General features: G+C 71.6%; 18 protein-coding genes. 7 read left to right on the top strand and 11 right to left on the bottom strand.

All coding sequences use genetic code 11. The features are described from left to right. Window positions 1–145 precede the first annotated feature (145 nt). The 8 genes from ACIQM4_RS18360 to ACIQM4_RS18325 form a co-directional block, all read right to left on the bottom strand. Window positions 146–1,357: an ATP-grasp domain-containing protein gene (locus tag ACIQM4_RS18360; RefSeq protein WP_401592500.1), complete on the bottom strand. Its 1,212-nt coding sequence runs from the start codon at window positions 1,355–1,357 to the stop codon at window positions 146–148. Next, entirely contained in the window at window positions 1,354–4,191 is a 2,838-nt protein-coding gene (locus ACIQM4_RS18355; RefSeq protein WP_401592498.1) for an amino acid adenylation domain-containing protein, read from the bottom strand. The genes ACIQM4_RS18360 and ACIQM4_RS18355 overlap by 4 nt, the downstream gene beginning before the upstream one ends. Before the next feature lie 32 nt (window positions 4,192–4,223). Next, window positions 4,224–5,072 carry an SDR family oxidoreductase gene (locus ACIQM4_RS18350; RefSeq protein ID WP_401592497.1) on the bottom strand — a complete coding sequence of 283 codons (849 nt, stop codon included), beginning with the start codon at window positions 5,070–5,072 and terminating at the stop codon, window positions 4,224–4,226. Next, a complete protein-coding gene (locus tag ACIQM4_RS18345; RefSeq protein ID WP_401592495.1) occupies window positions 5,069–5,782 on the bottom strand; it encodes a thioesterase II family protein in 714 nt (237 codons plus the stop codon). The genes ACIQM4_RS18350 and ACIQM4_RS18345 overlap by 4 nt, the downstream gene beginning before the upstream one ends. 1 nt (window position 5,783) lies before the next feature. Then, window positions 5,784–10,808, bottom strand: coding sequence for an amino acid adenylation domain-containing protein (locus tag ACIQM4_RS18340; protein WP_401592493.1), 5,025 nt, complete (start codon window positions 10,806–10,808; stop codon window positions 5,784–5,786). 170 nt (window positions 10,809–10,978) lie between these two features. Beyond that, complete coding sequence (locus ACIQM4_RS18335) at window positions 10,979–14,860, bottom strand: amino acid adenylation domain-containing protein (protein WP_401592491.1); 3,882 nt, start codon at window positions 14,858–14,860, stop codon at window positions 10,979–10,981. Then, window positions 14,802–16,088, bottom strand: a complete 1,287-nt coding sequence (locus ACIQM4_RS18330; protein WP_401592489.1) for an MFS transporter — start codon at window positions 16,086–16,088, stop codon at window positions 14,802–14,804. The genes ACIQM4_RS18335 and ACIQM4_RS18330 overlap by 59 nt, the downstream gene beginning before the upstream one ends. Window positions 16,089–17,812: 1,724 nt before the next feature. Continuing rightward, the gene (locus ACIQM4_RS18325; protein WP_401592487.1) at window positions 17,813–18,151 is read right to left on the bottom strand and encodes an ANTAR domain-containing protein; all 339 of its coding nucleotides are present in this window, start codon (window positions 18,149–18,151) and stop codon (window positions 17,813–17,815) included. A 228-nt stretch (window positions 18,152–18,379) separates the two neighbouring features. Between ACIQM4_RS18325 and ACIQM4_RS18320 the strand changes: the two genes are divergently transcribed. The 3 genes from ACIQM4_RS18320 (at window position 18,380) to ACIQM4_RS18310 (ending at window position 20,332) form a co-directional block, all read left to right on the top strand. Beyond that, entirely contained in the window at window positions 18,380–19,009 is a 630-nt protein-coding gene (locus tag ACIQM4_RS18320; RefSeq protein WP_401592486.1) for a class I SAM-dependent methyltransferase, read from the top strand. A gap of 106 nt (window positions 19,010–19,115) precedes the next feature. Further along, window positions 19,116–19,277 (top strand): carbohydrate-binding protein, encoded by a 162-nt coding sequence (locus ACIQM4_RS18315; RefSeq protein WP_401592484.1) that lies wholly within the window; start codon window positions 19,116–19,118, stop codon window positions 19,275–19,277. A 131-nt stretch (window positions 19,278–19,408) separates the two neighbouring features. Beyond that, window positions 19,409–20,332 carry an LLM class F420-dependent oxidoreductase gene (locus ACIQM4_RS18310; protein WP_401592482.1) on the top strand — a complete coding sequence of 308 codons (924 nt, stop codon included), beginning with the start codon at window positions 19,409–19,411 and terminating at the stop codon, window positions 20,330–20,332. A gap of 136 nt (window positions 20,333–20,468) precedes the next feature. On the opposite strand, the gene ACIQM4_RS18305 is transcribed toward ACIQM4_RS18310, so the two are convergent. Further along, window positions 20,469–20,879, bottom strand: coding sequence for an arsenate reductase ArsC (locus tag ACIQM4_RS18305; protein WP_401592480.1), 411 nt, complete (start codon window positions 20,877–20,879; stop codon window positions 20,469–20,471). Window positions 20,880–20,975: 96 nt separating this feature from the next. Here ACIQM4_RS18305 and ACIQM4_RS18300 point away from each other — a divergent pair, with 96 nt between their 5' ends. Together ACIQM4_RS18300 and arsB are read left to right on the top strand one after the other, a co-directional pair. Then, a complete protein-coding gene (locus ACIQM4_RS18300) occupies window positions 20,976–21,281 on the top strand; it encodes an ArsR/SmtB family transcription factor (RefSeq protein WP_401592478.1) in 306 nt (101 codons plus the stop codon). Then, entirely contained in the window at window positions 21,281–22,384 is a 1,104-nt protein-coding gene (arsB, locus tag ACIQM4_RS18295; protein ID WP_401592476.1) for an ACR3 family arsenite efflux transporter, read from the top strand. Before ACIQM4_RS18300 ends, arsB begins: the two co-directional genes overlap by 1 nt. A gap of 42 nt (window positions 22,385–22,426) precedes the next feature. Here arsB and ACIQM4_RS18290 read toward each other — a convergent pair whose 3' ends face one another. Then, the gene (locus ACIQM4_RS18290) at window positions 22,427–23,011 is read right to left on the bottom strand and encodes a GNAT family N-acetyltransferase (protein ID WP_401592474.1); all 585 of its coding nucleotides are present in this window, start codon (window positions 23,009–23,011) and stop codon (window positions 22,427–22,429) included. Window positions 23,012–23,144: 133 nt separating this feature from the next. Further along, window positions 23,145–24,158 (bottom strand): LacI family DNA-binding transcriptional regulator, encoded by a 1,014-nt coding sequence (locus ACIQM4_RS18285; RefSeq protein ID WP_401592472.1) that lies wholly within the window; start codon window positions 24,156–24,158, stop codon window positions 23,145–23,147. Window positions 24,159–24,457: 299 nt separating this feature from the next. On the opposite strand from ACIQM4_RS18285, the gene ACIQM4_RS18280 reads away from it, so the two are divergent. After that, on the top strand, window positions 24,458–25,768 hold the full coding sequence (locus tag ACIQM4_RS18280; protein WP_401592470.1) for an ABC transporter substrate-binding protein: 1,311 nt from the start codon (window positions 24,458–24,460) through the stop codon (window positions 25,766–25,768). A 90-nt stretch (window positions 25,769–25,858) separates the two neighbouring features. Then, the gene (locus ACIQM4_RS18275; protein ID WP_401592468.1) at window positions 25,859–26,854 is read left to right on the top strand and encodes a carbohydrate ABC transporter permease; all 996 of its coding nucleotides are present in this window, start codon (window positions 25,859–25,861) and stop codon (window positions 26,852–26,854) included. The last annotated feature ends 2 nt before the right edge of the window (window positions 26,855–26,856 follow it).

Genomic DNA, 26,856 nt, shown 5'->3' with positions numbered 1-26,856 from the left:
TGCCCGCCTGGCCGCTCCTGACGCACTCGCGACAGGAGCAAGGCACAGGAGGCCACCGGCCCGGGGGCACGGAAACTGCGCCCGGCCCTGTATCCCGGGGGCGCGGGGCGGTGGACCATGCCCCGCGCCCCGCGTCCCCGCCCCCTCACAGCTCCCGCAGCACCTCCAGCCGTACCGCCGCCGACGCCTTGTCCAGTGCGCTGCGGCACTCCTCCTGTGTCGCTCCGACCGTCGTCACCAGCGCGTAGCGGCTGGAGACGTGGCCGTTGGGCGGCAGGCGCAGTTCCTGGCCCGGCAGGGCGATGGCCTGGGCCGTGTCCACCGGGTCCGGAAGGGCGGCCGTGTCGATGACGACCTCGCGTGCGATGCAGTCCCTCTCCGGGTAGTGGAAGCGCACGGCGGCGACCCGGCGCCGGTCCGGCGTGGTGTCCGGCTCCCTCCCGCAGGCCACCCGGGCCGCGACCAGCGCCGCGTCGATGCCGAGCGCGAGGCGGCCGATGTCGGGGATGCGGTCGCCGCCGATCCTGGCGTTGATCTCGACCACCTTCGGGCCGGCCGCCGTGAGCCGCAGCTCCGTGTGCGTCCAGCCGGTGGTGAAACCGACCGCCGCGTGCGCGGCGGCCACCACGTCGAGCACGGCCGGATCGGTGAGCAGCGGGTCGTCGGCGTCGACCAGGTGACCCGTCTCCTCGAAGTACGGCGGGAAGCCGCACTCCTTGCGCGCCACGAAGGCAGGGTGCATCCGTCCCTCGTACCAGGCCGCGTCCACACTGATCTCGGGGCCGTCCAGGTACTCCTCCACCAGGACGTCCCCCGCCGCCACCTCCACCGCGCCCGGCGCCGTCGCCCCGCGCGCCAGCCGGAAGAGGCGGGCGAGCTGTGCGGGCTCCTCGACCTTCGACACCCCCGTACTCGCGTTCAGCGCACGGGGTTTGAGGACGAGGGGATAGCCGACCAGAGCAGCTGCGGTACGTGCCTGGGGCAGTGAGGTGACCAGCTCGGAGCGGGCCTGCGGCACCCCGGCCTCGCGCAGCGCCTCACGGGTGGCCCGTTTGTCGCGGCAGCGCAGCATCGCCTCCGGTTCGCCGCCCGGCAGACCGAGCAGCCTGGCCAGCTCGGCGGTGTGCACGACCCGGGTGTCGTCCCAGGTCAGCACAGCCTCGTACGGGATGTCGCGGACGGCGTCGGCCATGGCCTGGACGTCCGTGGTGTCCAGCACGGTGTGCCCGCTGAGAAAGGGCCCCTCCCACAACGGCGCCCGCTCGGCGAGGAGATGGACCTCGTACTCCTTCGCGACGGAGCGCAGCAGGTACTCGCGGTACGCCTGCGAGCCCGCGCCGACCAGCAGCAGCGTCATGACCGCACCCCCGGCCCCTCGACACGCGCCGCGGGCCGTGTCCCCGGCCCCTCGGTGCGCGCCGCAGGCCCTGCCCCCGGCCCGTCGAGGTGTGCGGCGAGTGCCCGTACGGTCCGGTGCAGGTACAGCTGCGGCAGCGGGAAGGCGGGCATGCCCGACGCGCGCACGGCCGCCAGCATTCGTACCGCCAGCAGGGAGTTGCCGCCCAGGGCGAAGAAGTCGTCGTCCGGACCGATCCGGAAACCGAAGACCTTCTCCCACACCGCGCGCAACCGCGAACCGGTGTCGTCGCCCTCCGGCACCGGCTCCCCCTCCTGTGCTCCGCCGGTGAGCGGTTCGGGCAGCCGTGCCGTGTCGACCTTGCCGTTGGGCGTCAGGGGCAGGGCGGGCAGGGCGGTCAGTGTGGACGGCACCATGTGTTCGGGCAGGAAGCGCGCCGCGTGCCGCCTTACCTCCGCGGTGTCCCCCTGGACGCCGTCGCGGAAGACCACGTACCCGTCGAGACGTGCGCCCGCCGTGTCGGCGGTGTCGCCCGCCTGGCGCAGGACCACCGCGGCGGCCCCCACGGCCGGTGCGTCCAGCAAGTTCGCCCGGATCTCGTCCAGTTCGATGCGGAAGCCGCGCAGCTTCACCTGGCTGTCCAGGCGCCCGAGGTGCTCCAGGCGCCCGTCGGGCAGCAGTCGGCCGCGGTCGCCGCTGCGGTACATCGGGCCCGGCGCGTGCGGGTCGGGGAGGAAGCGCCGGGTGGTCAGCTCCGGCCGGTTGAGGTACTGGCCGGCCACCCCGAGGCCGCCCACGTAGATCTCGCCGGGGACCCCCGGAGGTACCTCACGGCCCTCCGGGTCCAGGACGTACAGGTGCCAGCCCGGCAGGGCGGGGCCGACCGAGCGCGAGCCCGCCAGCGCCTCGCGGCGGGTCACGGTCTGCGCGGTGACGTGCACGGTCGTCTCGGTGATGCCGAACATGTTGACCAGGCGGCACGTCCACTCGGGATGCCGGTCGAACCAGAAGCGCAACGGCCTCGTGTCGAGCGGCTCCCCGCCGAAGACGACCAGGCGCACCGAGTCCGAGACCCGCTTCTCCCGGTCGGCGGCCATGAGCTGGGCGAAGGCGCTCGGCGTCTGGCTGAGTACCGTCACCCGCTCGGTGGCGAGCAGCGCCGCGAACTCGGCCGGCTCGCGCGACGCCCAGTAGGGCACCACGACCAGGCGTCCGCCCGTCGTCAGGCACCCCCAGATCTCCCACACCGAGAAGTCGAAGGCACTGGAGTGGAAGAGCGTCCAGGTGTCGTCGGGGCCGAGCCCGAAGTCCTGCTGTGTGGCGTGCATCAGCGCGCCGACGTTGCGGTGCGGGACGACGACGCCCTTGGGGCGGCCGGTGGAGCCCGAGGTGTAGATGACGTACGCGGCGCCGTCGGCCGGCAGGTCGGCCGCCTCGAAGGGATCGCGGCCGGCCCCCGCGAGCGTGTGGGGACGCAGGGTCCGTACGCCCTCCCGCCGCGGGAAGTCCTCCGACTCGGTGATGACCAGGGTGAGTTCGGCGTCCTCGCTGGTGTAGGCGAGCCGCTCGGCCGGGTACGCCGGGTCCATCGGCACGTACACCGCCCCGCAGGTGAGCACCGCGAGGAGCACCACGACCAGGTCGAGCGACCGGTCCAGGCAGACACCCACCCGGTCACCCGGCAGGCAGCCCAGGTCGCGGAGACCGGCCGCGTACTCGTCGGCCCGCTCAACGAGTTGACGGTACGTCAGCTCGGTCTGCTCGTACGACACGGCCGGTGCGTCCGGCGTGCGCCGGGCCCAGGACCGTACGACCTGCTCGATGCGCTCCTGCGGCACCTCGGGGGCGCGGCCGAGACCGCCGAGCACGGCCAGTTCGCGCAGCCGTTCCTCGTCGAAGAGCGGCACCTCGCCCACCGGGGTGGCGGGGTCGGCGCCCGTCAGCGCGCGGTGCGCGGTGACCAGCATGCCGGTCAGCCACTCGACCGACGCGTCCGCGAACGCGTGGTGACGGTGGTGGGCCACACCCTCCAGAACGGTGGACCCGTCGTCGGCCACGTGCACCGACAGCGCGTGCACCGGGTCCAGGAAGGGCCGGTGCGCCAGCGGTTCCGCCTTGACGCCCTCCCCGGTCAGGGCCTCCGGCGCCTCCGTGGTGACCAGCGAGGCGAGCGGGGCGGGCCCGGACGCGGGTACGGCCCCCGCCACCTGCTCCAGGTACCGCGCCACCGTCGCGGACGCGTCGACCGTGAAGGTCAGCGACCGCTCGGCGTCCACCCCGAGCGTCACCTCGGAGCGGCCGGTGCAGCGGGCGAGCACCAGACCCAGTGCGGCCCGGAGCGTGAGCGAGGCGGGAGCGCCGCCGGCCGCCGGGACCGAGAAGCGGTGCAGCCCCGTCGTCGTGGCGCCCGGTGTGCCGAGCCCCCACTCGGGGGCCTCGGCCCGGTCGAGGCCGGCGAGCGCGGTACGCAGCCGCTCGCCCTGCCCCTGCGGTACGGCGACCGGCCTGACCGGCTCCACGAGCAGCGCCTGCACCAGGTCGTACGGGTCGGCCAGCACCGCCCGGTGGGCGACCACGACCAGGTCGGCCGCCCCGCCCTCGTACCGCAGCAGGACCGTGCGCAGCCCGGGTCCTGTGCGCGGGTCGGCGGGCCGCGACAGCTCCCGCTCCCGGTGCAGCGCGGCGGTGTCGGAGTCCGCGCCCGCGGGCACGTCCTCGACCCACAGGCGTACGCCGTCGGCGACCTGCGCGAGGTTGCGGCGCAGCCGCTCGGTGTCCGCGCCCGTGTGCAGCCGCAGCGCGAGCGCCTGGCACAGTCGTCCCGTGTCGTTCATCGTCTTCCCCTCCGGGTACTTCTCGCGGGCGCTCACCGGCTCGTGAACCCGCCGTCGACGGTGACCGTGGAGCCCGTCACCTGGCGCGAGGTGTCCGAGCCGAGCCACACCGCGGCCCCCGCCACGTCCTCGGGCTCGATCAGCCGGTTCATCGGCTGGGCCGCCACGAAGGTCTCCTCGTGCTCCTCGACCGGTACCTCAAGGGACCGGGCGATCTCGGTGAGCATCCGGCCCTCGGCGGCGTCGTCGTCGCGCACCGAGCCGGGGCACAGCGCGTTCACGCGCACCCCGAACGGTGCGAGGTCCAGCGCCGCCGCCTTGGTCAGACCGACCAGCGCGTGCTTCGCGGTGACGTACCCGGCGAAGTGCCGGTAGCCGACCAGCCCCGCCGTGGACGCCACGTTGATGATGCTGCCCGCGCGCTGCGCCGTCATCGCCGCGCCCACGGAGCGGATCATCCGCCAGGCGCCCGAGACGTCGACGTCGAGCATCAGGTCCCACTCGTCGGGCGTGATGTCGTGGACCGTCTTGCCCGAAGGGGCGGCGATCCCCGCGTTGTTGAGCAGGACGTCGATGCGGCCGAACCGGTCGAGCGCGCCCTCCACGACCTCGCGCACGGCCGCCAGGTCGCGGACGTCCGCCGTCGCGGTCGACACCGCGGCGCCGCCCTCCTCCCGGCAGAGCCGGGCGGTGTACGCCAACTGGCTGGCGCTGCCCAGCGGGTAGGGGACGCCGTCGAGATCGTCGCTGATGTCGGTCAGCAGCAGGTCCGCCCCGGCGCGGGCGTACGCCAGGGCGCACGCCCGGCCCACGCCACGGGCCGCGCCCGTGACGAGAGCGACCTTGCCGGTGAGCGGGCCCGCGGTGAGTACGGCGCTCATCGGCCGACCCCCTGGGCGGCCAGTTCCTCGTCGAGGAGCCGGACCAGACCGGCGGGCGAGTCCACCAGGTACATGTGACCGCCGGGGAGCTCGACCTGGCGGCAGCCGCCCGTGGTCGCCGCGTCCCACTCGGCGGCCTGGGCGCGGTCCACCAGCTCGTCGACCTCGCCCCTGATGGAGACGATCGGCACGTTCAGCGGCACATCGGAGGGTGCGCGGTAGCTCTCGTGCATCTCCACGTCGGCCCGCAGCGGAGGCAGCAGCATCTCCCGCAGGTCGGGGTGTTCCAGCGCCGGGTGGGTGTACCCGGCGAACTCCTTGACCTGCTTGAGGAACGCCTCGTCGGTCAGCCCGGTGGCGCGGGCCTCGCGCTGCGTCCACGGCCCCGGCGAGCCGCTGACGAACAGCTTCACCACCTCGGGACCGCCGAGCGCGACGAGGCGATGGGCCATCTCGTACGCCAGGACGGCGCCGAGGCTGTGCCCGAACAGGGCCACGGCGGGGCTGCCCGCGACCTGGTCCAGGACGCCGGGCAGCAGGTCGTCGACCGCGGACACCACATCGGTGTACAGCGGCTCGCCGAACCTCTCCTCACGCCCGGGGAGCTGCACCGGGCTGATCAGTACGGTGTCGCTGCCGTACTCCTGGCAGCGGCGGAACGCGGATGCTCCGGCGCCCGCGAACGGGAAGCACAGCACGGGGATCTGCATGTCAGCCCTCCAACTCTGCGGCGGACGCCCACGCCCGCGCGATCAGTTCACCGGTGCCGGCGGGGTTGCCGCGCACGAAGTAGTGCCCGCCGCCCGCGAGTTCGCCGAAGCGCACGTCGGTCGCGACGCGCTCCCAGCAGCGGTACTCCTCGACGGCGTGCGCAAGGCCCTTGTCGTCGTCGGCGACGACGACCGTGAAGGGTGCCTCGATGCGCCAGTCGGGCTCCTCCTCGGTCACGCCGATGAAGTAGCGGTAGCCCCCGCACACGTCGTGCCGGAACAGCTCGCCCATGAAGGACGTGTAGCGCCGGTCGAGTCCGTCCAGCTCGCTGTAGCCGGTCTCCTCGACCATGTACGAGATGATCTCGTCGTCGGACCAGGTCTCGATCATGTCGATCGACGCCTGCATGTCCTTCGCCGGCGGCAGCAGCTTGGACCCGATGAACACGTGCCTCAGGTCGAAGCCGCGCTCCTCCAGGACCCGGGCCAGCTCCACCGTGACGGCGGCGCCCCCGCAGTGTCCCCACAGGATGAGCGGCAGATCGGCCTTGCGCTCGATCTCCTCCACGGTCCGCCGCACCGTCTCCAGGACGTCGGTGAACTCGCCCGGGTGGCTCGGGCTGTGTCCCGGCGGCTCCAGTCCGTACACCACGAGCGACGGGTCGAGCTTCTCGATCTCCTCGGCCAGCGGCTTGAAGTTCACCGGGTGCCCGCAGGGGTACGGCACGCACACCACGGCGGCCCTGGCGCCCTCGGCCTTCGAGGAGAGCAGTTGCAGCAGCTCCTCCACGGCCTCCTCCTGCCCCCTGCCGTCGATGAGCGAGGCGAGTGCGGTGAGGCGCGGGACCCGGGTCAGGTCGGAGAGCGTGACCAGCCCGTCGAGCTCCAGGACGACCCGCAGCGCCGACAGGGAGTTGCCGCCGAGCGCGAAGAAGTCGCCGTCCGCGCCGATCTCCTGTGCGGTCAGCCCGAGGACGTCCTGCCACGCCTCCCGGATCCGCGCCACGGTCGCCTCGGTGGCCGGGCCCGCGGGCCCTTCCGCCCCCGGCAGCACCTCGTCGGACGGGGAGCGGCCCAGCAGCGCCAGGTCCTCCTCGGCGAGCAACTGCCGTGCGCCGTGCGGCGCGTCTGGTTCGGCGGCCATCAGTTCCAGGACGCGGACGAAGTAGCCGCCGATGCGGTCGATCTGCTCCTCGTCGTAGAGGTGGGTGTGGTAGTGCAGGCAGAGCTGGACCTCGTCGTCGAGGAAGTGCCGGGAGAACTCCGTACGGAACGGGAACTCCGTCTCGGAGTCCACCCGCATGTCGAGCATCGAGAACTCGGGCAGTTCCTGGAGGTTCTTCAGCAGGTAGAAGTGCGTGAAGTTGAAGGTGGTCCCGAACAGGGTGCGCTGCGTGGCGAGGTCCTGCTTCATCTTCGCCATCGGGTAACGCCGGTGCGGCAGCAGGTCCAGCTCCGCGCGGTAGACCCGGCGGATCAGGTCCGCCCAGCTCCCGCCGGACAGGTCGACCTGGAACGGCACGCTGTTGAGGTGCAGGCCCAGGGTCGTCTCCGCGCCCGGCAGCTCGGGGCGCCCGCTGTGCTCGTAGCCGGTCATCACCCGGTCCTGGCCCGAGACGAGGCCCAGCACCTTCATGTGCGCGGCCAGCAGCACGTCCTTGAAGGGCACCGAGAGGGCCTCGGCCGTCGCCTCGATGCGTTCGGTGAGCCCGGTGGGCAGCGCCACGTCCCGCAGTACGACCCGGAAATCGTCGGTCGCCACCGCGTCCGCCTTCGGCGGGACGTCGGCGGGCACCGCGCCCTCCATCACGTCCAGCCAGAACTCCCGCGACGCCGGCGAGCGCAGCGCCTCCGACTCCAGCCCGACGAAGTTGCGCAGGTGGTTGTCGACCGCGGGCCGCGTGGTGTCCCGGCCGTCACGCACCTGGTGGTAGAGCTCGAAGAGCTGGGTGTGCAGCAGCGAGATCGACCAGCCGTCGAGCGCCGAGTTGTGCTGGCTGACGGTGTAGCGGTAGAGCTCGTCACTGAGCACCTGGACGTGCAGGGTGACCAGGCCGCCCTCCTCCCACACGAACCGGCGGGCCTTCTCGGCCGCCAGCCACTCCTCGTGCCAGGCCTCCTGCCCGGCTGCGTCGAGGTGGCGCAGGTCCGCCACGGTCAGCGGCGGCGGGACCTCGCGGTGCACGACCTGGAGGAACTCGCCGAAGCCGGTCAGGTGGTACGTCGTCCGCAGGATCGGGTGCCGCAGGGTCAGCAGCCGCACCGCCTCCGTGAACGCCTCCGGCTCGAAGGAGCCCGTGATCGAATAGCTCAGCACGTCGTGGTACTGGCCGAGCCCGCCGGTGATCTCCGTCTGGAAGATGAGCCCCGCCTGCAGCATCGACAGCGGGTAGGCGTCCTCCGCGTCCGCGGGCAGCAGCGCCCGGTCCTCGTCGGAGACCAGCTCGAACGGCTGGAAGGCGCCCCGCGCGGCGACGTCCTCGGCGACCGTCGCCGTCCTCGCCTCCGCCGCGATCGACTGCGCGAGCAGCGCGATCGTCTGGTGCTTGAACAACTGCTGGAAGGTGAAGTCGAGACCCGCGGCACGGGACTTGGCGAGCACCGACACGAAGTGGATCGAGTTGCCGCCCAGCGCGAAGAAGTTGTCGTGCACGCCCACCTTCTCGCGGCCCAGCACCTCCTTCCAGATCCCCGCGAGGACCTCCTCGCGCTCGTCGCGGGGGGCGACGTGCACCGGCGCCTGCTTGCGCAGGGCCTCGGGACGGCGCAGCGCGGCCCGGTCCAGCTTGCCGTTGGCGGTGAGCGGCAGCTCGGCCAGCGACACCACCCGGCCCGGCACCATGTACTCGGGCAGCGCGGCCCGCACGTGCTCCTTGAGCTCGGCCTCGGTCGCCTCGCCCGTCAGCACGACGAACCCGCGGAGCGACGTCTGCCACCCGTCGTCGACGGCCACGACCGCGGCGTCGCGTACCGCACGGTGGCCGAGCAGCCGCTCCTCGATCTCACCGGGCTCCACGCGGAACCCGCGGACCTTGACCTGGAGGTCGACGCGGCCCAGGTAGTCGAGGGTGCCGTCGGGCAGCCTGCGGGCCCGGTCGCCCGTGCGGTACAGCCGGTCCTCACCGGTCGCCGCGCGCACCGCGTCGCCGGAGACGAACTTCTCGGCGGTCAGCTCCGGGCGGCCCAGATAGCCGCGGGCCACGCCCACCCCCGCGACGTGCAGTTCCCCGGGTATGCCGACAGGTGTCTGGTGGCCGTCCGCGTCGAGCACGTACAGCCTGATGTTGTCGATCGGGCGGCCGATGGGCAGCCGGGCCCGGTCGGTGAGTCCCTCGACGGGCTGGTGCGTGACGTCGACGGTGGCCTCGGTCGGCCCGTACAGGTTGATCAGCCGTACGCCGGGCAGGAGTTCGGCGAACCTGACGGCCTGCGCGGTGCCCAGGGCCTCGCCGCTCGCGAAGACCTGACGCAGCGCACCGGGCCCGGCGCCGGCACCGAACCTGGCCAGGTGGCCGAGGAACATGGTGAGCATGGAGGGGACGAAGTGCATGGTGGTGACGCCGTACCGCGCCAGGGCGGCCACGAGCGCGGCCGGGTCCTTCTCCGCGCCCGGCGCCGGCAGGGCCAGCGCGGCGCCGGTGAACGACCACCAGAACAGCTCCCACACCGATACGTCGAAGGAGACCGACGTCTTCTGGAGCACCACGTCCTCGGGCCCGATGGGGTAGGCGTGCTGCATCCAGGTGAGCCGGTTGACCGCGCTGCGGTGCTCCACCACGACGCCCTTGGGGCGCCCGGTCGAACCCGAGGTGTAGATGACGTACGCCCCGTCGCCCGCGCCGGACACCGGTTCCAGGGCCGAGGAGTCCGCCGCGTACGACAGCTCGTCGTCCAGGTCGACGCCCTGCGTGTCACCGGTCAGCGGGGCGAACCGCGCCTGGTGCAGCACGAGGGGGGCGCCGCTGTCGGTGAGCAGGTGGTCGATGCGGGCCTGCGGGTACGAGGGGTCGACGGGAAGGTAGGCGCCGCCGGCCTTGAGCACGGCCAGGACCGCCGTGATCAGCTCGGGCGAACGCTCGGCGACCAGCGCGACGACCGAGTCCCGGACGACGCCCCGCTCGCGCAGGGTACGGGCCAACTGGTTGGAGCGCGCGTCGAGTTCGGCGTACGTCAGGCTCCCGGCGTCGCTCAGCAGGGCGGGCGCGTCCGGGGTACGGGCCGCCTGCGCGGCGAACATGCCGTGCAGGGTGGCGTCCGCGTCGAAGGGGTGCTCGGTCGCGTTGCTCGCCGTGACGAGCGCCGCGTCCTCGGAGGTGCGCAGGTCGATCTCGGCCAGGGCGGTGTCGGGCGCGGCGGAGGCCCGCTCCAGGAGCAGGGCGAAGTGCGCCCCGATGTGCGCGACCGACGCCTGCGTGTAGCGGGTGGCGTCGTAGGAGAGCGTCACGAGCAGCTGTGCGCCGTCGCGGGACGCGGTGAAGCGGATGCCGTCGCCCGATGTGTCCGGGGCATCGTGGAAACCGTCGAGGTTCAGCGCGGTCGCGAAGACGCCGGCGTGGCCCAGCTCGGCGGCGAGTGCGGCGACCGCGAAGTCCTGGTGGGTCTGCGCCTCGCGGACGGCGGACGCCACCCGGCCGAGCAACTCCCGCAAGGAGCCTGTCGGTTGGACGCGCACCGGCAGGGGGCCGCCCGCGAACTCGGGTGCGGCGCCCCGCGTCGGCTGGGACACCACCACTTCCTCCTCCCCGGTGTACCGGCCGAGGAGGGCCGCCAGGGCTGAGGTGAGGACGACGGACAGCATTTCCGGCTGGTTGCGGCTGATCCGGTCGAGCCGTTCGGTGAGCGTGCTGCCGAGGCGGACGGCGTGGGTGCCGTGCTCCGGGCCTTCGCGCCCTGCCTCGGCCGCCGGGAGCGGCCTGAGGTCGGGAAGGAAGCCGGGTGCCTGCGTGAGCGAGGCCAACTGGGATCGCCAGTGGGCGGCCTGCGGCTGCGAGGCGGAGCGGTTGGCCTCAGGGTCGAGCAGTAGCATGCGTTTCTCCTGCACTGAGCTGTGAACCGTCAGAGAGCGAAGCGGTGAACTGTCAGAGGGCGGTGCGCCGCCGGATGCGGCGGACCGTCGAACGCGCTGAACCGTGGGAGAGGGCGAGCCTTCGGAGGTGGCGCACCTCGGAGGTGGCGCCCCTGCGATGCGGCGGGCCTTCAGAAGTCGAAGTCGAAGTCGGGTTCCGGGGCAGGACCGGGCGCCGTCGGTTGCGGCGCCGGTGCCCGGCCGAGTGCGGGCAGGAGCGAGACGAGCGTGGCCGAGGGGTCGGTGGCGACCGCGTCGAGCAGCCGGACGAAGTCGTCCCGCCAGGCGCAGACGGTCTCCCTGCGCAGCAGCCCCGATGCGTACCGCCAGGCCACCCGCAGCGCGCCGGCCACCTCGTACACCTGCAGATCGAGGTCGAAGACCGACTGTCCGGTCTGTTCCAGCCGCAGCGGGACCCTGGCGCCCGCGAAGTCGACCGTGAGGTAACGCCCGCTGTGCAGCGCGATCAATGCGTCGAACAGCGGGGTGCGGCTGTAGTCGCGTACCGGGGCCGCCAGGGCGACCAGGTCCTCGAAGGGGAAGTCCTGGTGTGCGAAGGCGTCGTCGGCGGCGTCGGCGATGACGCGCAGGTAGGCGGAGAAGGGCAGGTCGGGCTCGGCCGTGCCGCGCAGGACCACCGTGTTGGCGAACATGCCCACCGTACGGTGCAGCCCTGGGACGGTACGTCCGGAGACCGGGGTGCCGACGGAGATGTCACGGGTTCCCCGCAGGGCGGCGAGCAGCATGCCGTAGGCGGACGCGAGGACGGCGAAGAGCGTGACCCCGTGCTCCCTCGCGGTGCGCCGAAGCCGGTCGGTGAGTTCGCCCGTCACCTCGAACTCGACGGTCTCTCCCGGCAGTTCGCGCAGCGCGGGACGGGCGTGGTCCGTCGGCAGGTCCGCCGGGTCGCACGGCGTGCCGAAGGCCTTGCGCCAGTACGGTTCCTGCGCCTCGCGCAGGGCGGCCCCCGCCGGGCCGGTCAGCCAGAGCGCGTAGTCCCGGTAGCGGGGCGTCGGCGCCGGCGGGGAGCCGCCGGCGTAGAGCGCGGCCAGATCCTCCAGGAGCGGCGCGAGCGAGAATCCGTCCACCACGATGTGGTGCAGATCCATCCGCAGCGTCACCCCGGACGGGGTCCGGTGCACGTCCGCCCGCCACAGCGGGGCCCGTGCCAGGTCGAAGGGGCGCACGAACTCCGCCACCGGCCCCGGCGGCCCGTCCAGCACCCTGACCTCGGCGTCGACGTGCGGCTCCACGCGCTGTCGTACCTCCGCGCCCTCCATGACGAAGCTGGTGCGCAGCGCCTCGTGGCGCTCGGCCAGCCCGGCGAGGGCCGCGGCCAGCCGGTGCGGGTCGGTGTCGGCGGGCAGTTCGAGGCTGAGCGGCACGTTGTAGTGCACCGCCCGGTGGTCCTTGGCCTGCTCGAAGTACAGCTGCCGCTGCTGCGGCGCCGCCGGGTAGGTCTCCTGCTCGGGCGCGGCGGGTACGAAGTGGGAGGCCGCGGGCGCCGCCTCCCGCAGCAGTCGCGCGAGCGCGGCCGGTGTACCGGCGCGCAGCACGGCGCTGACCGGGCAGTGCCGGCCGAGACGTTCCTGCACGCCCGCCGCGACCAGGGTGGCCGTGAGCGAGTCCGCTCCCAGGTCCCGCAGGTCGTGACGGACCCCGATGCCGCTGATCCCCAGGGCCCGCTCGGCGAGCTCGACGACCACCCGTTCGGTCTCGTCCGCCGGAGCGGCGTAGTCCGCCCCCGACAGCAGGTGCGAGCCGTCGGGGTCCGGCAGCCGGGACCTGTCCACCTTGCCGCTGTGGTTGAGCGGCAGCGCGGGCAGCGGCACCAGGTAGGAGGGGACCATGTGGCCCGGCAGCTCCGCGGCGAGCCGGTCGCGCAGGTCACGCGGTTCGGGCGGGCGCGGCCCCGTGTAGTAGCCGCACAGGTACTTGTCCCCCCTGCCCGGCCTGGACCTGGCCACCACCACGGCCTCGGCGACGTCCGGGTGGGCCAGCATGGCCGTCTCCACCTCGGCGGGCTCGACCCGGAAGCCGCGCACCTTCACCTGGAGGTCACGGCGGCCCAGGAACTCGATGACCCCGTCGGCGCGCCAGCGCGCCAGGTCGCCGCTCCGGTAGAGCCGGGCCCCCGCGGGACCGAAGGGATCGGGGACGAAGCGGTCGGCCGTCAGCTCCGGGCGCCCCAGGTAACCGCGGGCCACCCCGGCGCCGCCGAGGCAGAGCTCGCCCGGCACCCCGACGGGGCACGGGCGCCCCTGCTCGTCCAGGACGTAGGCCGTCGAGTTGGAGACCGGCCGCCCGATCGGGATGCGGCCGAGGTCCGACCTCTCCAGGCGGTGCGTCACGGAGAAGGTGGTGTTCTCCGTCGGGCCGTAGCCGTTCACCAGGACCACGTCCGGGCAGGCGTCCATGGCCTTCGCGATGTGCACGGACGACAGGGCGTCCCCGCCCACCACCAGTTCGCGCAGCGGCCGGAAGATGCTCGGGTCCTGCTCCACCAGCTGGTTGAACAGGGGCGAGGTCAGCCACATCGTGGTGATGCGCCGATCGGCCAACTCCCTTCCCAGTGAGGGTGCGTCGAGCACGACGTCGGCGTCCACGAGACGCAGGGAACCGCCGTTGAGCAGGGCGCCCCACATCTCGAAGGTGTTCGCGTCGAAGACGATCGATCCCGTGGGCAGGATCCTGGTGTCGGGGCCGAGGTGCACGTACTCCGCGCCCTTGACCAGCCTCACCACGTTGCGGTGCACGACCTCGACGCCCTTGGGCTTGCCGGTGGTGCCCGAGGTGTAGCAGACGTACGCGAGGTCCTGCGCGGTGCCCGTGATCCCGGCGGGCGCCTTGGTGGCACCCGATGCTGCGGCTGCACGCGGAGCCGCGACCGAGGCGGGCGCCGGCTTCGCCATGCGGGCGTGCGTGCAGGGGCGAAGGACCACCCCGTCGAAGGCGAGGTCCGCCGGCAGGTCGCCGCTGGTGACCAGGGTGCGCACGGACGAGTCCGCGAGCAGCCAGGCGGTGCGCTCGGCCGGGTAGTCGGGCTCCAGCGGCAGATAGGCGCAGCCCGCCTTGAGGATGCCCAGCGCACCGACCACGAAGTCGGGGGTGCGGCCGGTGCGCAGCGCGACCCGGTCTCCGGGTGCCGCGCCGCCGGCACGGATGCGCTCGGCCAGTTCGTCGGAGAGCAGGTTGAGTTGACCGTACGTCAGCTCCTGTGTGCGCCAGCTGATCGCCGCGGCCAGGGGCGTCAGCCGGGCCTGCTCCATGAACAGGCCGTGGACGGTGGCCGTTTCGGGGTACGGGCGTGCGGTGGCGTTGAAGGCGCCGACGACCAGGTCCCGCTCGCCGTCGGCGAGCAGTTCCACGTCCCGGACGAGGGCCGCCCCGTGGTCCCGCAAGAAGGCACCGGCCAGAGTGAGTTGCCCAGCCATCTGCCGCACCGAAGCGTCCTCGAAGAGGGAGGTGCGGTAGCCGATGAGCAGGTCGTCACCCTCGCACGACAGGTCCAGTTCGTACGATCCGCCGGACGTGGACGTGGACGTGGACGTGGACGTGGACGTGGACGTGGACGTGGACGTGGATGCGGGTGGGGGTGTGGACGTGGAGGCAGCTGCGGCCGAGGTCGCGGAGAGGTCCGTGTAGCGCACGGCGGTGCCGGTCGCCGGTCCCTGCGGTCGGACACCCGACGTCCTGGCGAGCAGAGCGGTGACGGGTTCGTCCGGGTCCACGGTCAGGGTCAGCGAGCCCACGCCGCCCTCGGCCGTCCCGATGTCGAGGAGCAGCCTGCGCTGGCCGGTGTGCCGGTGCAGCACCACGGCCAGGGCCGCGAGGGCCGTCGGCCCGCCCGCGCCCGGCACCCGCAGGGTCCGGACCGGACCGGACACGGACTCCCTGGTGCGGGGACGGTCGGTGACCAGGAGCACGGCGGCGCCGTCCTCGTCGGTCAGCGGTTCAGGAGGTGGCGGATACGGCGTCGGGGTCTGAGTCCCGCTGCTTTGCACGCTGGTCATCGGCTGCTGTCACCCCCAGCCGGAACGGGGTGCGGCGGAAGAGCACGACGGTGAGTACGCCGGGAGCGGCGGCGAGTGCGGAGACGACCAGGATGAGCGCGCTGTAGTGGCTGCCGGCCAGCAGCACACCGCCGAGTGCGGAACCCGCGGGCAGGGCGCCCGCCATCACCGTGCGCATCAGCGTCATGGCCCGGCCGCGCATCGCGTTGGGCACCCGGGTCATGCGGACCACGCCGCCGAGCACCGTCATGGGCGCGGAGAGGATCCCGTTCAGCGCGAGGCCCAGCAGGATCCACGGAAGCGCGGTCGGAAGGAGCAGGAACAGCACCGCACCGGAAAGGAGTTGGAGTATGCCGATACGGAGCATCTGCCGTTCGGAGGTCTGCACCGCCCCCGATACCAGGGAGCCGATGAGCTCGCCCGCCGCCATCACGGCCAGCATCAGACCGAGAATGCCGGGGCCCCCGCCGAACTCGAACTTCGCGAGCCACGGAAGCGCCACGATCAGGGCGCCCGCCGAGACGTTGAAGGCACCGAAGGCCAGGGTGAGTACGAGGAGGAACCGGTCCCGCACGATGAGCCGGAACACCGGGGCCCAGCCGGCCTTGGAATCCTTGGTCCCGGGCGTCCCGGTCGGTTCGGGGCGGCCCATCGGAGCCTTGATGCGGCTGATCAGGAAGGCGAAGACCAGGTAGGTCACGGCGTCCAGGATGAGGACGTGGGGGGCGCCGACGGCGGTGATCAGGGCCGCGCCGATGGCCGGGCCGAGGACGTTCGCCGCGCCCATCGCCGTGGCCTCCAGGCCGGAGGCAGCCTGCAGCTTGTCCTCGGGGACCAGTTCCGGCAGCACCGCGGGGGTGCCGGCCAACGGGATGATCTTGAGAAGTCCGTAGATCAGCGCGACCACGTACAGGTGCCAGGTCTGGAGCGCGTCCGTGAAGGCGAGCAGCGGGACCAGGGCGACGACGAAGCCGCGGAACACGGAGTCGTAGATGAACAGCTTGCGCCGGGAGAACCGGTCGAGCAGTGGTCCGACGACGGCCCCGCCCAGGATCACCGGGAGGGTGAGACACACGCCGAGGACGCCGAGCCCCGCGGCCCCCGCCTTCTCCAGCGTGATCCACGCGAGGGCGGCATAGGTGGCGCCGTCCCCGAGGAGATTCAGGACGAGGGCCGACCAGAGCAGTCGGTAGTCACCGATGCGCAGGATGGCCAAATATGCTTTCACGTTCCACACCGTTCAGTAGGCCGAAATGGCAGGAGAATATGGCGGGACGGCGTGCAGAACACGCCAGAACCGCTACGGGTGTGCGAAGGAAAGGCGCCGGCCTCTGTCTTGCCGAGAGAGTTGTGCGGGCATGCGGAAAGGCGACAGAGAAATTGGCGTCAAGTGTTTGAGCTGCGAATTAATGCGTGATCCGGCGTTGCATGCCGGAAGCCCCCGTAGTTGTGCCCCCCAGAAGTGCCCCCACCTCAGTTCTGCTGTCACCAGAGGCGACGTAGGTTTTCCGCCGCTTGTTCTAACAGCTCCCCCGGGGGCCGTCAAGCATGGTTTGTGGAGGGTTCCGGTTGGCTGGATATCGCCTTGATGCTCGCTCGAAGACCTCTCTCGACCTGGTGAATATCGCAGGAGCGGCCGGTGTCCGGGGGCGGTGGGACGGGGCATGTTCTGAACTACGCCATGAAATCGGGCGTTCCGGTGCACGACCGTTCCAGGCCGCCGGGTCCTCCGAAAGAGGGAAAGTCAGCCTTTCCCTGCGGGTGCGGCCCTCTTGGCGTGTTGCGGGCCTATTCCGGGCCCGGCCCGGCCTGGACCGCAGCACCCGCCGGGCTGCCGTACAGCACCAATAGCAGGTGCCGCGCGGTGCGTACTTTCGTAACCGCACTTCGAAAGTCCGGGGCCTACGACGAAGTGATTGCTGACAGCGCATCGGTCCCGGAGCGGGGGTAAGGGTTTTCTTTGCCGTTCCTTGCCAGAGCCCGTTCTTCACGATGTCGCGCATGCGAAGGGTGGCGCGGAATCTTTCCTCCGGGAAGTGGCGGTCCCTTTCCGTGACGGACCCGCTGGGCCGCTTTCGCCCGCGGGGGCGCAGAGGCGCCGGGGGCCGTCGTGCACGGCCGCCGGGCAGCAGGGCAGGCCGGCGGTGTTTCGGCAGTCCGCCTGCCGGATTCGCACGGGTATGCGCATGTAGCAACACAGTGCCCCCGGCCGGGCGTCCGCTTGCCGGACACCTCCGCGCTCCCGCGCGTCGGCACGGGACCGTACCGAGGACCGCGGTGCGGACCCCGACGGGTCGCCCTCCCGTCGCTCTGTGTGAGAGGCCGCCGCCACCGCGCCCGGCGCGCGGGCCCGGTTCTTCGCACCCGGGCGTTTGCGTTTCCCGGACCGCTACGTGTCCAGGCCGATTTCCGTCCACTAGGCCGGGAGGGCCGTGGCGGGGGGCGTCGGTTGACGCGCTGCCCGTACGTGGCAGTTGGCGCGCCGGAGAAGGGTGACGAGTGGCGACACGCACAGGGCGCCGGTGGCGCAGTAAAGCCGAGCGGCCGGGCCCCGGGTGGCGCAGACGCAGGTGCGCACCACGGGGGAGGAGCGCGTACTGCACACCGCGCACAAGGATCGCGCGGACCCGGGGGACAACGGACGACGCGGGCGGATTTATCGCCCAGTTCATCGTGGGGTGAGGGCGGCGCCGAGTTCACGGTGCGGCAAGTGGCGCCGAGTTGCTGGTTTGGTACGGACGGCGCCGAGTTCAGGGTGCGGCAAGTGGCGCCGAGTTGCTGGTTCGGTACGGGCGGCGCCGAGATACTGGTTACGTACCAGTGGCGCCGAGTGCGTCGTTCGGTACGGGCGGCGCCGAGTTACTGGTTACGTACCAGTGGCGCCGAGTGCGTCGTTCGGTACGGGCGGCGCCGAGTTCATGGTTCGGCACGCGGGCCTGCTCGGCGCGTTGCTCAGGGATGCGCCTTGGCGGTGCTGGTGCTGGTGCTCGGGCCGGAGCGGGGTCTCGTGGCGGTGTGGCGGGTGGCCGCGGCCTGAAGTGCCTCGCGCACCGGTCTGGACGGGGCGGGCCCGTGGGCGCTGTCCGCGATGCGCTCGGCGATCTCGTGCAGCTTGACGTTCGTCCGCTGGGAGGCATCGACCAGGATCTGCCAGGCCTCGGCCGGCGTGCACCGGTAGGCGGCCATCAGAACCCCGAGGGCCATGTCGATCATCGGGCGGGAAGCAAGCGCCCTTCGTAGCCCCTCGACCTCCTTGCCCAGCCGCAGGCGCTCGGCCGACCCGTCGGACACGGCGCAGGAACAGGGGTTACCTGACCCGAGGTGTGTCCCGTTTCCTCGCGGGGCGTCGGATCCGACACTGTCCATCTGCTGCCTCCCAAGCCGCCACCGCAACCAGGCGCTCGGAACGTAGCACGCCGGCCCCGGTCAACCGGCGGGGCACACGGTCGGCTCGCGCAGTCGGTACGTACCGACAGGCCGCCGCGGCTGCGCATCGTCCCGGCTGTTAGTTTTCCGGTCGTGCGAGGACACCATGAGCAGACCAGGGCGGCCTATGACGGGGTCGTCGAGCTGTACGCGTCAATGTTCGACGACCGGCTGGAGACGCAGCCGTTCGCGCGGCACATGATCGGCGCGTTCGCCGAGCTCGTGCACGGTACGGGGAACCGGCGGGTGGCCGACGTGGGGTGCGGCCCCGGGCATCTGACGTCCCTGCTCCAGGACTTGGGACTGGACGCGTTCGGGCTCGACCTCTCCCCGGCCATGATCGAGCATGCTCGGCGTGCCCGTCCGGCGTTGCGGTTCGACGAAGCTCGGATGGAATCCCTGCCGATCGAGGACGGCGCCCTCGGCGGGCTGCTGGCCCACTACTCGACGATCCACACACCGCCCGCCGCCCTGCCCGCGCTGCTCGCCGAGCAGGTGCGCGTGCTGGCTCCCGGAGGGCTGCTGCTGGTGTCGTTCTTCGGGACGCGGGGGCCGGAGCCGGTCCGTTTCGACCACAAGGTGACGCCCGCCTACAGCTGGCCGGCGGAGCGGATGACCGAGTTGCTGACCGGGGCCGGACTCGCCACCGTCGCTCAGCTGCTCCACGACCCGGCCTCCGAACGCGGCTTCCTCGACGCCCACGTGCTCGCCCGCCGTCCGTAGTGCCCCCGGTACCGCGGCTGGCGACCGCCGCGGGGCCACGGCACACACGCCCGTGGGATGATTTGCCATGTCGGCAGCGTGTCGACCGTGGGAAGGGGGCCATCGCATGGCCGCAGGATTTTCGGCATGGAAAGTCAACCAGCAGTACGCGGTGAACGACCGCACGGCCCTCAACGGCAAGCACTACCTCTGCCTGGTGGCGCACAAGTCCAACTCGGCGAACAACCCCAAGGGCGCCACCAAGATCTGGAAGCGGTACGAGACCTGACAGATCGGCCCCCGGCGGGGGTGCGCGCCCACTGACCCGGGCGGCTCCCCCCCCAAGCTCGACACACGAATGTAAAACAGCCGTCACACAGAGCCGGAATGCGGTGCCGGCCCCCGACGGTTCTCGCAGGCATGACTATCGGAGTAGCACTCGACGCGACCGGCGCCGACAACCAGATCGACGGCTCCGTGCGGCTCGCGCACGAGGCCGCCACCGCCGGGCTGCGGTCGGCCTGGTTCGGACAGACCTTCGGGGCGGACTCGCCACAGCTCGCGGCGATCGTCGGGCGGGAGGTTCCTGCCCTTCAGGTGGGCACGTCGGCGATTCCTGTCTTCGGCCGCCACCCGCTGCTGGTCTCCAGCCAGGCCCAGACCGCCCAGGCGGCCACACACGGCCGCTACCACCTCGGACTGGCACTCGGCACCAAGCTGCTGACCGAGGCGGGCTTCGGCATCCCGCACGAACGGCCCATCGCGCGGCTGCGGGAATTCCTCACCGCCTTACGGCAGTTGACTGAGACCGGTACCGCGGACTTCCACGGCGAACTGCTCACCGCGACCACACCGATCCCCGCGCGCGTGCCGGGCGCCGAGGCGGGCGTGCCGTTGCTCGTCGCTGCGATGGGGCCCCAGGCGCTGCGCGCCAGCGGTGAGTTGGCCGACGGGATCCTGCCCTACCTGGCGGGACCGCGCGCACTGGGTGAGCACATCGTTCCGGCCGTCACCGCGGCGGCCGAGGCCACCGGCCGGCCCGCCCCCCGTATCGTCGCGCTGGTGCACGGGGTGGTCACCGACGAGGTGGACCGGGTCAGGGACAAGGCCGCCGAACAGCTCGCGTTCTACGAGCAGTTCCCGTCCTACGCGCGGGTCATCGGGCTCTCCGGCGGACGGCGCGCGGTCGACGTGGCGGTGATCGGCGACGAGCGGAAGGTCACCGCCGAGGTGCAGCGGTACCGGGATGCCGGGGCGACGGAAGTGGTGTTCTCGGGCACGGACCTCGCCGGAGAGGCCGACCGCCTGCGCACCTGGGCACTGCTGGGAGAGCTGGCGGGCTGAGGCCCGGGAAGGGAGGGGCCCGGGGGAGCGGCGGGGCCGAGCGGACCTCCTCCGCGCACCGCTCGGCCCGGGGGAGAGGCGGGGCCGGGCGGACCTCCTCCGCGCACCGCTCGTCGGATCTTCCCCCGCGCGCCGCTCAACGGGTCTGCGGAGCGATGTCGGCGAGCAGGTTCTCGACGAGCTTCCTGATGTCGTCGCGGATCGGACGTACGGCCTCGATCCCCTGGCCGGCGGGGTCCTCCAGTTGCCAGTCGAGGTAGCGCCTGCCCGGGAACACGGGGCAGGCGTCACCGCAGCCCATGGTGACGCAGACGTCGGACTCCCGCACGGCGTCGGGGGTGAGGACCTTGGGACGCTGCGCGGAGATGTCGATGCCGACCTCTGCCATGGCCTCGACGGCGGTGGGGTTCACCGCGGCTCCGGGGTTGGAGCCCGCGGAGCGGACCTCGACCCGGTCGCCGGCGAGGTGGGCGAGCCAGCCGGCGGCCATCTGGGAGCGGCCCGCGTTGTGGACGCAGACGAACAGCACGGTGGGCTTGGCGGGCATGATTCTCTTCCTCGTCCTGGCGAGGGCACCCTGCCCTCGGTCGCCACGGTCAGCACCGGTCGGTATCAGTGGCGAGTGATGTGACAGTATCAGTGCATGCTGACTTCAGTCGACAGTGATGTGATGCGGGTGCTGGCCGACCCCCTCCGTCTGCGGATCGTGACCCTGCTGGCCCGCGAGACCCTGTGCACCACACACCTGGTGCAGGAGACCGGGGCCAAGCAGACGAACCTCTCCAACCACATGAAGGTGCTGCGCGAGGCCGGGGTGGTGGACACGGAGCCGTGCGGACGCTTCACGTACTACAAGCTGCGCCCCGAGGTCCTGGAGTCGCTGTCCGCACAGTTCGCCGGACTCGCCGCCACCGCCCGCGCCACCGGCGAGAACAAGCGAGCCTGCTGATGAGCGGCGCGCGACCGGCAACAGCCCCGGCCCCGAGCGGCGGTGCGGCGTCCGTGGTGGCCAAGCTCTCCACCCTGGACCGCTTCCTCGCCGTGTGGATCCTCCTCGCGATGGCGCTGGGCCTCGGCCTGGGGCGGCTCGTGCCCGGCCTCAACGACGTCCTCGCCAGGATCGAGATCGGGGGCATCTCGCTGCCGATCGCGGTCGGGCTGCTCGTCATGATGTACCCGGTCCTGGCGAAGGTCCGTTACGACGGACTCGACGCCGTGACCGGCGACCGGAAACTGATGGTCTCCTCGCTGGTCGTCAACTGGGTCGTCGGCCCCGCGGTGATGTTCGCCCTGGCCTGGCTCTTCCTCGCGGATCTGCCCGAGTACCGCACCGGCCTGATCATCGTCGGTCTGGCCCGCTGCATCGCGATGGTCGTCATCTGGAACGACCTCGCCTGCGGCGACCGCGAGGCAGCCGCCGTACTGGTCGCCCTCAATTCCGTCTTCCAGGTGCTCGCCTTCGGCCTGCTCGGGTGGCTCTACCTGGATCTGCTGCCCGGCCTGCTCGGCCTCGGTGACGGCGAGCGCCTCGACATCTCCATGTGGAAGATCGCCCTCAACGTGGTCGTCTTCCTCGGTGTCCCCCTGCTGGCCGGGTTCCTCACCCGCCGACTGGGCGAGAAGAAGGCGGGCCGCGAGGCCTACGAGGCGAAGTTCCTGCCGAGGATCGGACCCTGGGCCCTCTACGGCCTGCTGTTCACGATCGTCGTCCTGTTCGCCCTGCAAGGGGGGACGATCACCTCGCGACCGCTGGACGTCGTACGGATCGCGCTGCCGCTGCTGGTGTACTTCGCGGTGATGTTCTTCGGGACGTTCCTGCTCGGCAAGGGCCTGGGCATGGCGTACGACCGCACCACCACCCTCGCGTTCACCGCGGCCGGCAACAACTTCGAACTCGCCATCGCGGTTGCCGTCGCCACCTTCGGCGTCACCTCGGGCCAGGCCCTGTCCGGAGTGGTCGGCCCGCTCATCGAGGTCCCGGTCCTGATCGCCCTGGTGTACGTGGCACTGGCCTGGCGCAGGAAGTTCGCACCGGCCCCCGCGAGCACCTGAGCTGCCGCAGCCCTCCGCGGCGGGAGCGTGCGTCATGGCCTGCTAGTTCTGCCGGCGGATGTCCAGCATGCAGAAGACCTTGTCGTAGCGTTGCTGCCCGACCGCGACGTAGTCGGGCAGCCTGCCGTACTCGGTGAAACCCAGCGACCGGTACAGCCGCAGGGCACGGGTGTTGTCGCCACGGGCGTCCAGCGTGAGGACCTCGATACCCGCATGCCGGGCGTCGTCGACCAGGGCGGCGGTCAGCGCCCGGCCGACACCACGGCCGTGTGCGGCAGCGGCCACCGCGATCTTCTCCAGATCGGCGTGCGGCCGATGGGTGGGCCGGGTGTGCCGAAGCCAGTACCCCAGCCCGACCAGCCGACGGTCGAGGTAGGCGACACGCAAGGACGCGTCCCCGGCCCGCACCGCGGAGACGACATGGCGCAGAAGTTCCGCCACCTCGTCGTGTGCGGGTGGGTCGACCCAGCCCAGCGCGGCGCCTCCACGGACCAGTTCCGACAGGATCCGGTGGGCGGACTCCGCGAAAGCGGCCCGGAGTTCCGGGTCGGACGTCAGCTGCCCGGCGTCAAGGACGCCGAGCTCGGCAGACGCGCCGCCGGTCGTGGCCGGGTTCCTTGCCTTCATGACCGGGAGTCCAACCAGCGTGTCGGCGCCGGGCGGAAGCTCGCTCGCCCCTGCCCGTGCGTACGCACGTGATGACGTATCGGGCAGCGGGGCGACAGTGCGCCCGGCCACCCGTGCACCCGGCCGGGCGGCCTCAAGACGACTCCCGCACGATCAGCCTGGTCGGCAAGGTCACCTGCTGCCGCTCCGCCCCGTGCCGCGTGATGTCGGTCAGGATCCGGGCCATCGTGCGGCCGAGTTCCTCGACCGGCTGACGCACCGTGGTCAGCGGCGGGTGGGTGTGGCGGGCGAGCACGGAGTCCTCGAACCCGACGACGGCGACGTCGCCCGGCACCTGCCGGCCCTGCCGGCGCAGTTCGGCCAGGGCGCCCACCGCCATGAGGTCCGACGCGGCGAAGACAGCATCCAGATCCGGTGCGCGTTCAAGAAGCGAACGCATGGCGTGACGCCCCCCTTCCTCGGTGAAGTCCCCGCCCGCCACCAGGGATTCGTCGGCGTGCACCCCCGTCCCACCGTGGGCGTCGCGCCAGCCGGCCAGCCGGCTGCGGCTGACGTCCATGTCGAGCGGGCCGGTGATGGTGGCGATGCGGCGGCGACCTCCGTCCAGCAGGTGCCGGACGGCCGCCGCGGCGCCGCCCGCGTTGTCGGAGTCGACGTAACTCAGGTTCTCCCGCTCGTCCCGGCGGCCGGCCAGCACGGTCGGCAGGCCCATCTCCTCCAGCATGCCGGGCAGCGGGTCGTCCGCGTGGACCGAGACCAGCAGCACGCCGTCGACCCGGCGGGTGGTCACCGAGGCGATCATCTGGTCCCGTTCGGACCGGTCGCGGACGAGCGTCAGTTGCAGCTGTGTCCTGGTGTCGGCGAGCGCCGCGCTCACCCCGCGGATCAGGGCGGCGAAGTACGGCTCCGAACCGAGCCGGCTCTCGGACTCCGGGATCACCAGGGCCACCGAGTCGGTGCGGCTGGTCACCAAACCCCTGGCCACGGAGTTGGGAACGTAGTTCAGCTCCTTGATCGCCGCAAGGACCCGTGCGCGGGCCTCCGCGCTGACCAGGTCCGAGCCGTTGACCACGCGGGACACCGTGGTCCGCCCCACACCGGCGCGCGCGGCGACGGTTTTGATCGTGGGCTGTCGGTTGCCTGGCATGGGCTCCTCCGGACGGCTGCCGCAGCATCGCCGCGGGGGACGTGACCAGCCGCAATTGTGGCAGACATCCCGGCGGCGGCAGCACCCGTCCAGCGTCATGAAACGAACGCGGGCCGACCGTTCGGGCAACCAATTGTTTACAAGCCATTGACATGAGCGCTCGACACCACGAGTCTTCGATCCGCCGGTGGGCACGTTCCCAGTCAACTTTGGGCACGTACCCACAACGCATTTGGCCGCCTTTGCCCCACCCCCTTGAACCGTCACCGGTGCGTCAGCGCCGCCGCTAGGAGGAAGTCATGAGTACTGCTCGCAGGACATCGCGTACGAGGGTGGTCGCCGCCGCCGCGACCGCCGGTGCGCTCGCGCTCGTCGTCGGTTGCGCAGGCGCGGACGGGTCGGCGACGGGCGGCGGCACGAAGGACGGCAAGGTCACCATCACCATGGGCATGTACGGGGTGATGGGGTTCAAGGAGACGGGCCTTCTGGAGCAGTACGAGAAGGAGAACCCGAACGTCGACATCAAGGCCGAGACAGCCGGTGACGAGCAGACCTACTACACCGCCCTGCAGACGCGGCTGGCCGGGGGCAAGGGCCTGAAGGACATCCAGGGCATCGAGATCGGCCGGGCCAAGGAGATCGTCGACACCCAGGCCGACAAGTTCGTGGACTTCGCCGACGTGAGCGGCACCGACCACTTCCTGCCCTGGAAGCAGTCCCAGATCACCACCGCCGACGGCCATGTGCTCGGTCTCGGCACCGACATCGGCCCGATGGCCATCTGCTACCGCAAGGACTACTTCGAGAAGGCCGGTCTGCCCACCGACCGTGCGGCCGTCGCCAAGCTGTGGCAGGGCGACTGGAAGAAGTACGTGGCGGTCGGCCGCACGTTCAAGAAGGACTTCAAGGGTGACGGCGTGGCGTACATGGACGCGGCCAGCGGTCTGTTCAACGCCATGGTCTACGGCCACTCCGAGCAGTACTACAACGCCAAGGGCGACCTGATCTTCGACAAGAATCCCGCCGTCAAGGAGGCCTGGAGCCTCGCCGCCGACGCCGCCGAGGGCGACCTCTCCGCCAAACTGCGCCAGTTCCAGCCCGGTTGGGACCCGGGCCTGGCCAACGGCACGTTCGCCACGGCGGTCTGCCCGGCCTGGATGCTCGGTCACATAGGGGAGAAGGCAGGGCCCGCCAACAAGGGCAAGTGGGATGTCGCCAAGGCCCCCAAGGGCGCCAACTGGGGCGGTTCCTTCCTCGGTGTGGTGAAGCAGAGCCCGGTGCAGGAGGAGGCCAAGAAGCTCGTCGCCTGGCTGACCGCCCCCGAGCAGCAGGCGCACATCTTCGAGAAGCAGGGCAGTGTGCCGTCGTCGCAGCAGGCGTTGCAGGCGCCCGAGGTCCAGAACGTCACCTCCGAGTACTTCAACAACGCCCCGATCGGCCAGATCTTCGGCGCGGCCGCCCGCGAGATCCCGGACAAGCAGGTCCTCGGCCGCAAGGACGGCACGATCAAGGACACCTTCTCCCAGGGACTGGCCCTGGTGGAGCAGGGCACCGCGCGCGACAAGGCCTGGCAGACCACCGCGCAGCGCATCGAGAAGGCAGTCGGCTGACCGTCGTCCACCGGGCCGTCCGGGCCCGCCGCACGACGTCGGCGGGCCCGGGGCAACGGCCCACATCCCTGCTGTCAGGAAGGAAATCCGGTGGCCACCTCCACCAGCAAGGCCAGGACCGGCCGGCGCCCTGGGCCGTCCCGCGCGCCGGGCGAAGAAGACGCGGGCGGCCGGCGGCGCGTCCCGCTGCTGCACCGGCTGGACGTCAAGGGCGCGCCGTACGCGTTCGTCGCCCCGTTCTTCGTCGTGTTCGCCGCGTTCAGCTTCTACCCCCTCGTCTACACCTCCTGGATCTCCCTGCACCGGGTGGAGCTGGCCACGCTCGACCTCATGGAGTGGGTGGGTCTCGACAACTACATCGACCTGTGGAACGACCCCCGGTTCTGGAACGCCGCCGCCAACACCGTCACCATCGGCGTCATCTCCACGGTGCCGCAACTGCTGTTGGCGCTCGGTCTGGCCCATCTGCTCAACTACAAGATGCGCGGCTCACTCTTCTTCCGTATCGCCTCGCTCGTGCCGTACGCCACGTCGGTGGGTGCCGCCGCCCTCGTGTTCACGATGCTCTTCGAACGCGACTTCGGCATGATCAACTGGGTGCTCGGGCTGGTCGGTCTGGACCCGGTGAACTGGGAGGCCGACAAGTGGCCCGCCCAGGCCGCGATCTCCGCCATCGTCATCTGGCGCTGGACCGGCTACAACGCGCTGCTCTACCTGGCCGCCATGCAGGCCATCCCGGCCGACCGCTACGAAGCGGCGGCCCTCGACGGCGCCTCCCGCTGGCAGCAGTTCACCCACGTCACCGTGCCCGGCATCCGCTCCACGATCGTCTTCACCATCGTGCTCTCCACCATCGGCGCGACGCAGCTGTTCGGCGAGCCGCTGATCTTCGGGCAGGGCCCCAACGGAGTGACGGGCGGCGCCGACAACCAGTACCAGACGCTCGGGCTGCTGCTGTACGAGGAGGGCTGGAAGAACTACCAGATGGGCCGCTCGGCGACCGTCGCCTGGGCGATGTTCCTGCTGCTCGTCCTCGTCCTCCTGGCGCACCGGCTCATCAAGCGCCTGCGCTCCCGTACGTCCTGACC

The sequence above is a fragment of the Streptomyces sp. NPDC091272 genome (assembly GCF_044757485.1).
Taxonomy (GTDB): Bacteria; Actinomycetota; Actinomycetes; order Streptomycetales; family Streptomycetaceae; genus Streptomyces.
Note: the sequence above shows the minus strand (reverse complement) of the source record. Positions and strands in the feature narration are given on the sequence as shown.